The sequence below is a fragment of the Streptomyces murinus genome (assembly GCF_002154555.1).
GTDB classification, from domain to species: Bacteria; Actinomycetota; Actinomycetes; order Streptomycetales; family Streptomycetaceae; genus Streptomyces; species Streptomyces murinus.
In genome coordinates this window covers 1-6,655 of the sequence record NZ_MUNF01000419.1, presented here as the reverse complement: position 1 = coordinate 6,655, position 6,655 = coordinate 1, and the positions used below count along the sequence as shown (strand labels likewise).

Below are 6,655 nucleotides of genomic sequence, written 5' to 3'. Positions count from 1 at the left end.
GGATGGGGGCCGGAGGCAGGTGTCGGTGCTCGGAAGCGGGTACGGAGACCCGGGGGCAGGCGTCGATACGCGAAAGTCGATGCGCGAAGGCGGATGACAGCGGTCGGGGCGGACGCGGCGGCCGGAAACGAGCTCCGGCACTCGGAGGCGGGCGTTGAGGGGCGGATGCAGGCGTTGAGGGGCGGATGTGGGCAGCGGTGCTCGGAGCCGATGTCGGCGTCGGCCTCGGCGGTCCGGTACGAGCCTCGGCGCTCGGAGGCGGGCGTCGGTGGTCAGGTGTGGCGAGGAATACTGGGCGGCATGACCCGCCTGATCCTCGCCACCCGTAATGCCGGAAAGATCACCGAGCTGAGGGCCATCCTGGCCGACGCCGGGCTCCCCCATGAGCTGATCGGCGCCGATGCCTATCCCGAGATCCCCGACGTCAAGGAGACCGGCGTCACCTTCGCCGAGAACGCCCTGCTCAAGGCGCACGCCCTGGCGCAGGCCACCGGGCTGCCGGCGATCGCCGACGACTCCGGCCTGTGCGTGGACGTGATGAACGGCGCCCCCGGCATCTTCTCCGCCCGCTGGGCCGGCCGGCACGGCGACGACAAGGCCAACCTCGATCTGCTTCTCGCCCAGATCGCCGACATCGCCGAGGAACACCGCGCGGCCCACTTCGCCTGCGCCGCCGCCCTGGCCCTGCCGGACGGCACGGAACGCGTGGTCGAGGGCCAGCTCCGCGGCACCCTGCGGCACGGCCCCGCCGGCACGAGCGGCTTCGGCTACGACCCGATCCTCCAGCCCGACGGCGACACCCGCACATGCGCGGAACTCACCGCCGACGAGAAGAACGCCATCAGCCACCGCGGCAAGGCGTTCCGGGCGCTGGTGCCGGTGGTGCGGGAGCTGCTCGGCTGACTTCATGGAACGGCCCCGCACCTTTGAAACGAAGGTGCGGGGCCGTTTCTGCCTGTGCGCCCGGTCGGACTCGAACCGACAACACCAGGTTCCTAAGACCTGTCTCTCTACCAATTGGAGTACGGGCGCAAGTCGTAGCCTTACTTTACCGGGGGTGAGTATGCCCTCGCCGACCACCTCGGCACCAGGTGCTCGTGGTCGCATGGCAGTTGGGACACAGCAGCCGCAGATTGCCCCGTCGATCGTCACCCCAGTCCCCGTTGATGTGGTCGACCTCCAGCGTCATCGGCTCTCCGAGCCATTCGGAACCGATACCGCACTCGGCGCACTGCTCCGGCACGCCCACCTCGCGCAGCGCGCGGCGCAGCAGACGGGTGGGCGTGCGACGCCGGCCGTCATGCTTGACCAGGATGTCCTCAGGGCGCTTCGCGCGGACCGTGCCGGCCCTGCCCCGCCCGTGCGCCTGACCCAGGAAGTGCGCGGTGGAGATGCCCGCTTCGGCGATCCACCTGCGCAGCAGCGCGCGCTGTGCGCCGGTGACGGGGCGCCGAAGGCGGCGCAGTGTCCCCGCGATGGAGGTCGACTCGGCCACCGCCACACGCAGCTCCCGGGCAGCCGGGCGGGCCTTGCTCCTGATCAGGGTGGCGCGGTCACGCGTGTACCGCACGCCGCTGCTCATACGGCACCTGCCCGCGCGTGACGCCCCTTGCCCCGGCCGCGGTAATTGTCCGTGACCGAATGGCAGTTGGGGCAGAGGAAGCGGAGGTTCTCGATGCGGTTGTCACGCCAGTCGCCGTCGATGTGGTCGACCTCCAGCGGCAGTGGGCGGCCCCGCCACACCGGGTCCGTGCCGCAGCGGGCGCAGCGTTCCGCCACGCCCATCTCGTTCATCGCTCGCTTGAGCCGCTGTCCCGGGACGCGCGCGGCATGCTCGGACGTGTTCTCGACCAGGATCTCCTCGGCGGTCCGGCGGCGCTGGTTGTCCCGCATCCGCTCGGTACGCACCACGGGCGTGAAATGCGTGGTGTCGAGTCCGTACGCCTTGATCCGCCGGGCGATGTTGGCCTGGTGGCCGCCCACGGAGTCGAGCCCGAGCCGGCGTACCACCTCGTTGACGCTGACGGAGGCCGCCACCACCGGTTCCAGGATCGCGCGCGTCCACTTCGTGCCCTCCCGTTGGAAGTGCGACGTGTCCACCCCGAGCTTCTTCATGCGCCGCGCGATGTAGTCCCGCGTCGGACTCCCCGGATCCACCCCCAACCTCTCCAACGCCTCCGACAACGTCCGTGCCCCGCGAGCCGCCTCCTGCAGCCGCTCCCTGGTGTACGCGCTGGTCCCCATCGAGTCCCCCTCCGGCCCGGGCAGATGTTCGTAGCCCGCATGGATCAACGAACCGGCTGTCGGACGGTCACGGGCTGGGAGGCGGGAGAAGAAGGCGGCCCGCACCAGAACCACCTGGTGCGGGCCGCCTTCAGAGGAAAATGGAACCGCTCAGATGCCCAGATCCTTGATGATCTTGGCTACATGGCCGGTCGCGCGGACGTTGTAGAAGGCGTGGGAGATCTTGCCGTCCTCGTCGACGACGAACGTGGAGCGGATGATGCCCATGTAGGTCTTGCCGTAGTTCTTCTTCTCGCCGAAGGCCGCGTAGGACTCGGCGACCTTTTTGTCGGGGTCGGCGACGAGGGTGACCTTGAGGGACTCCTTCTCGCGGAACTTGGCAAGCTTTTCCGGGGTGTCCGGGGAGATGCCGATGACGTCGTAGCCGGCGCCGGCCAGCAGGTCGAGGTTGTCGGTGAAGTCGCAGGCCTGCTTGGTGCAGCCCGGGGTAAGCGCCGCGGGGTAGAAGTACACGATGACCTTGCGGCCCTTGTGGTCCGCGAGGGAGACCTCGTTACCGTCGGCGTCCGGAAGGGTGAAGGCGGGGGCCACGTCCCCCGGCTGGAGTCGCTCGCTCATCGGACCAGCGTAACCGGGGCCCCTTGCGGTGCGGCGCGGGCAGGAGCTGACAGACTGTCCGGAACAGGACAGCAGGATTTCGGCAGACTTCGGAGGCCGTACGGTGGCGGACACGGCGGACACCAGAACCCCGGCGCAGATCGAGGCGGACATCAGGCGCCGCCGCGAAGTGCTGGCCGAGACACTCGACGAGATCGGGGTGCGGGTGCACCCGAAGACGATCGTCGGGGATGTGAAGGCCAAGGCCGTGGCCAATATCGACCACACCGTCGGGCGGGCGTATGTGCAGGTCAACCGGGTGGTGAGCGAGGTCAGGGCGCAGTTCACGGACGAGGAAGGGCGGCTGCGCGCGGAGCGGGTCGTGCCGGCCGCGCTCGTGGTCGTCGGGGTGGTGGGCCTGGTCGCGCTGTCCCGGCGGCGCGGGCGCTGACACCACGGGCAACCGGGTGCGGACGATGGCCACCCAGGGGGCCACGGGCGGGTGGAAGGCAGGTAGGTTCGAGGCGTGAGCGCCAAGAGACACGAGCAGAGCACCCCGCAGCACGACAAGCTGCCCATCCGGATGCTGCACGACCGGGTGCTGGTCAAGCAGGAGACCGGTGAGGGCGAGCGGCGGTCGGGGGGCGGCATCCTGATTCCCGCCACCGCGGCGGTCGGACGCCGGCTGGCCTGGGCCGAGGTCGTCGCGGTCGGGCAGAACGTACGGACCGTGGAGCCCGGCGACCGCGTCCTGTTCGACCCGGAGGACCGGGCCGAGGTCGAGGTGCGGGGCGTGGCATACGTGCTCATGCGCGAGCGCGACCTGCATGCCGTGGCCGCGGACCGGTTCGAGGGCTCGGAGGACTCGACCGGGCTGTATCTCTGAGGCCGTGAGGCCGTGAGGCCGTAGCGGCCCGAACGACGAGGAAGAGGGCTGGTGACCGTGGTCACCAGCCCTCTTCCTCGTGGTTTTGCTAGGTTCGGGAGCGAGCCCGACGAGACGCGCCGTACCGGGATGCAGGCAAAGACGACGCACCGGAAGAGAAACGTCGTACGTCTCGGAGGTGGCCGTCGTGGCCTGGGTTCTGCTTGTCGTGGCCGGTCTGCTGGAAGTGGGCTGGTCGATCGGGATGAAGTACAGCGAGGGTTTCACCCGGCCGGTGCCCAGTGTGCTCACCGGTGCCGGGATCGTCGCCAGCATGGTGCTGCTGTCGTACGCGGCCCGGTCCCTGCCCATCGGTACCGCCTACGGGGTGTGGGTCGGTATCGGCGCGGCCGGGGCGGCGGTGCTCGGCATGGTGGTGCTCGGTGAGCCGGTCACCGCCGCCCGGATCTTCTTCGTGTGTCTGCTGCTGGTCGCCGTGGTGGGGCTGAAGGCGACCAGCGGCTGACGCGCGGCTCAGGTGCCGGGGCCGCCGGGGCCGGTCCCGGCGATGGTGCCGGTGCCGCCGCCCGCGGCGGCACCGCCGCCGCCGTCCACCGGGGTTCCGCCACCACCGCCCTGGCCGCCGGCCGCCCCGGCTCCGCCGTTGGGATCGCCGCCCGCGGCGCCCGCGGTGGCCGGGTCGGTGCCGCCTGCCGCGGCGCCACCCGCGGCGGCACCGCCGTCGGCGTCACCGCCGGTCGCCACGCCGCCGTCGGTCGGGGTGCCGGTGGCACCGCCGTCGGTGGGGGTGCCGCTCGGGGTGCCGCCGGGCTCGGTGGAGCCGCCGGTGTCGCCGCCGTCCGTGCTGGCGGACGCGCTGGGGTCGCCGGGGCCGGGCGGCTGCGGCTGGTCCGCGCCCTCCTGGAGCTGGAGGTCGAAGGACGAGGCCGGGGTGTTCTTCAGCGCGTCGTGGGTGTACTGGGCCCAGATCTGGGTGGGCGGGCCGCCACCGTTCATACGGGCCTGGCCGAGCGCGCCGTACAGCGGCATGTGCTTGGCCGTCACCGGGTCCTGGCCCATCACGGAGACCACCGTGGCGAGGTCGGGGGTGTAGCCGGCGAACCAGGCGGCGGTGTCGTTCTCCGCGGTACCGGTCTTGCCGGCCGCCACCCGGCCCGAGGCCTGCGCGGCGGTGGCGGTGCCGCCCTGGACCACGCTCTTCAGCATGGCGGTGGTGGTGTCGGCGGCGGCTCGGCTGACGGCCTGCTTGACGGTGTTGTCGGGCAGCTTGACCTCGTCGGTGCCGTTGCGGGTGATCTTCTTGACCATGGTGTACGTGCCGTGCTTGCCGTGGTTGGCGAGCGTGGCGTACCCCTCCGCCATGTCCAGGACGCTGGCGGTGGCGGGGCCGAGCGCGATGGACGGGTAGGGCTGGAGGTCCGGGGTGTCGGCGGGGATGCCCAGGTCGATCGCGGTCTGCTTGACCTTGCTCGGGCCGACGTCGACGGCCATCTGCGCGTACACCGCGTTCACCGACAGGTCGGTGGCCTTGGTGACGGTGATCTGGCCGTACGACTTCTGGTCCTCGTTCTGCGGGGCGTACGCGCCGCCGCTCCAGCCCTGTACGGGGCGCTCGTTGGTGCCGTCGTACTGGGTGTTCGGGGTGATGCGGCGGCCGTCCTGGGTGGTGGACCCGTTCTGCACGGCGGAGGCGAAGACGAAGGGCTTGAAGGTGGAGCCGACCTGGAAGTCACCGCGGGTCGCGCCGTTGGTGTACTGCTTCACGTAGTCGATGCCGCCGTACATCGCGACGACCTGGCCGGTCTTCGGGTCGACGGAGGCGCCGCCCGCGCGGACGTAGTTGTCGGCCTTGAAGGTCTTCTTGTCCAGCTTGGAGACCAGCTGGTCGTTCACGGCCTTGACGAAGGCGTCCTGCTTGCTCTTCTGGATGGTGGTGGTGATGCGGTAGCCACCGGCCTCCAGCTGGTCGGAGTCGAGGATGTGGTTCGCGATCAGGTAGTGCTTGACGGCGTCCACGAGGTAGCCGCGCTGGCCGGACATGCCGGTGGACAGCGTCTGCTCCTTGGGCATCGGGAACTTCATCCCCGTGCGCTCGGACTGGCTGAGCCAGCCCTGCTTGACCATGCCGTCCAGGACGTAGTTCCAGCGGGCCACGGCCGCGGACTTGTTCTCCGGGTGCGCGACGACGTCGTACTCGCTGGGCGCGTTGACGAGCGCGGCGAGGTAGGCGGCGCGGGCCGGGTCGAGGTCCTTGGCGTCGCGGCCGTAGTAGGCCTGGGCGGCGGCCTGGATGCCGTAGGCGTTGCGGCCGAAGTAGCTGGTGTTGAGGTAGCCCTCGAGGATCTCGTCCTTGGACTTGTTCCGGTCGAGCTTGATCGAGATGAAGAACTCCTTGGCCTTGCGGGTGACCGTCTGTTCCTGGGCCAGGTAGTAGTTCTTCACGTACTGCTGGGTGATCGTGGAGCCGGACTGCTTGCCCTTGCCGGTCGCGGTGTTCCAGGCGGCGCGGAGCATCGCCTTGGGGTCGATGGCGGACTCGGTGTAGAAGTCGCGGTCCTCGGCGGCCAGTACGGCGTGCTGCGCGTTCTTGGAGATCTCGGCGAGGGTGACCTTCTCGCGGTTCACCTGGCTGTCGCGGGTGTCGCGGGCGATCTGGGAGCCGTCGGCGTAGAGGTAGACGTTCGCCTGCTTGGTGGCGAGGGCGTTGGCGGGCGGGATGTTGACGAGCGAGTAGCCCACGAAGAACAGGCCGACGACCGCGAGCACCAGGAAGACGAAGGTGCCGAGCACCATCTTCCAGGTCGGTACGAGGCGTCGCCATCCGGTGCGCTTGGGCTTCTTGGCCTTGGTCCTGCCCTTGCCCTTGCCGTCGTCCGCGCCGGTGCCGGTGGAGGTGTCCGAGGCGGTGGGGGGCGTCTGGCCGGGGGT

8 protein-coding genes, 1 tRNA gene and 1 riboswitch are annotated in these 6,655 nt (G+C 70.2%); of the genes, 4 read left to right on the top strand and 5 right to left on the bottom strand.

From position 1 onward, the window contains the following. The first annotated feature begins 300 nt into the window (after window positions 1-300). Window positions 301-903, top strand: coding sequence for an RdgB/HAM1 family non-canonical purine NTP pyrophosphatase (rdgB, locus tag CCN72_RS24625; protein ID WP_086809684.1), 603 nt, complete (start codon window positions 301-303; stop codon window positions 901-903). Between the two features lie 55 nt (window positions 904-958). On the opposite strand, the gene CCN72_RS24620 is transcribed toward rdgB, so the two are convergent. From CCN72_RS24620 to bcp, 4 genes are all read right to left on the bottom strand, one after another. After that, a tRNA-Leu gene (locus CCN72_RS24620) sits at window positions 959-1,032 on the bottom strand. A gap of 16 nt (window positions 1,033-1,048) precedes the next feature. After that, window positions 1,049-1,582 (bottom strand): HNH endonuclease signature motif containing protein, encoded by a 534-nt coding sequence (locus CCN72_RS24615; protein WP_086809682.1) that lies wholly within the window; start codon window positions 1,580-1,582, stop codon window positions 1,049-1,051. After that, the gene (locus tag CCN72_RS24610) at window positions 1,579-2,244 is read right to left on the bottom strand and encodes an HNH endonuclease signature motif containing protein (RefSeq protein WP_086809680.1); all 666 of its coding nucleotides are present in this window, start codon (window positions 2,242-2,244) and stop codon (window positions 1,579-1,581) included. Before CCN72_RS24610 ends, CCN72_RS24615 begins: the two co-directional genes overlap by 4 nt. Window positions 2,245-2,394: 150 nt before the next feature. Beyond that, the gene (bcp, locus tag CCN72_RS24605; protein ID WP_086809678.1) at window positions 2,395-2,862 is read right to left on the bottom strand and encodes a thioredoxin-dependent thiol peroxidase; all 468 of its coding nucleotides are present in this window, start codon (window positions 2,860-2,862) and stop codon (window positions 2,395-2,397) included. Between the two features lie 103 nt (window positions 2,863-2,965). On the opposite strand from bcp, the gene CCN72_RS24600 reads away from it, so the two are divergent. The 3 genes from CCN72_RS24600 to CCN72_RS24590 all read left to right on the top strand — a co-directional run bounded on the left by CCN72_RS24600 (window position 2,966) and on the right by CCN72_RS24590 (window position 4,232). After that, window positions 2,966-3,292 carry a DUF3618 domain-containing protein gene (locus tag CCN72_RS24600; RefSeq protein WP_085564938.1) on the top strand — a complete coding sequence of 109 codons (327 nt, stop codon included), beginning with the start codon at window positions 2,966-2,968 and terminating at the stop codon, window positions 3,290-3,292. A gap of 75 nt (window positions 3,293-3,367) precedes the next feature. Further along, a complete protein-coding gene (locus tag CCN72_RS24595; protein WP_037651486.1) occupies window positions 3,368-3,727 on the top strand; it encodes a GroES family chaperonin in 360 nt (119 codons plus the stop codon). An 87-nt stretch (window positions 3,728-3,814) separates the two neighbouring features. Then, window positions 3,815-3,878, top strand: a riboswitch (guanidine-III (ykkC-III) riboswitch). 36 nt (window positions 3,879-3,914) lie between these two features. Then, window positions 3,915-4,232 carry a DMT family transporter gene (locus CCN72_RS24590; protein ID WP_085568544.1) on the top strand — a complete coding sequence of 106 codons (318 nt, stop codon included), beginning with the start codon at window positions 3,915-3,917 and terminating at the stop codon, window positions 4,230-4,232. Between the two features lie 8 nt (window positions 4,233-4,240). On the opposite strand, the gene CCN72_RS24585 is transcribed toward CCN72_RS24590, so the two are convergent. Continuing rightward, window positions 4,241-6,655, bottom strand: a 2,415-nt coding sequence (locus CCN72_RS24585) for a transglycosylase domain-containing protein (RefSeq protein ID WP_107430148.1), incomplete at its 5' end; no start/stop codon positions are given.

What these genes read in the sequence shown, in the direction of transcription:
- rdgB (WP_086809684.1), top strand. Translation starts at nt 301, where the DNA reads ATGACCCGCCTGATCCTCGCCACCCGTAATGCCGGAAAGATCACCGAG.
- CCN72_RS24615 (WP_086809682.1), bottom strand. Translation starts at nt 1,582, where the DNA reads ATGAGCAGCGGCGTGCGGTACACGCGTGACCGCGCCACCCTGATCAGG.
- CCN72_RS24610 (WP_086809680.1), bottom strand. Translation starts at nt 2,244, where the DNA reads ATGGGGACCAGCGCGTACACCAGGGAGCGGCTGCAGGAGGCGGCTCGC.
- bcp (WP_086809678.1), bottom strand. Translation starts at nt 2,862, where the DNA reads ATGAGCGAGCGACTCCAGCCGGGGGACGTGGCCCCCGCCTTCACCCTT.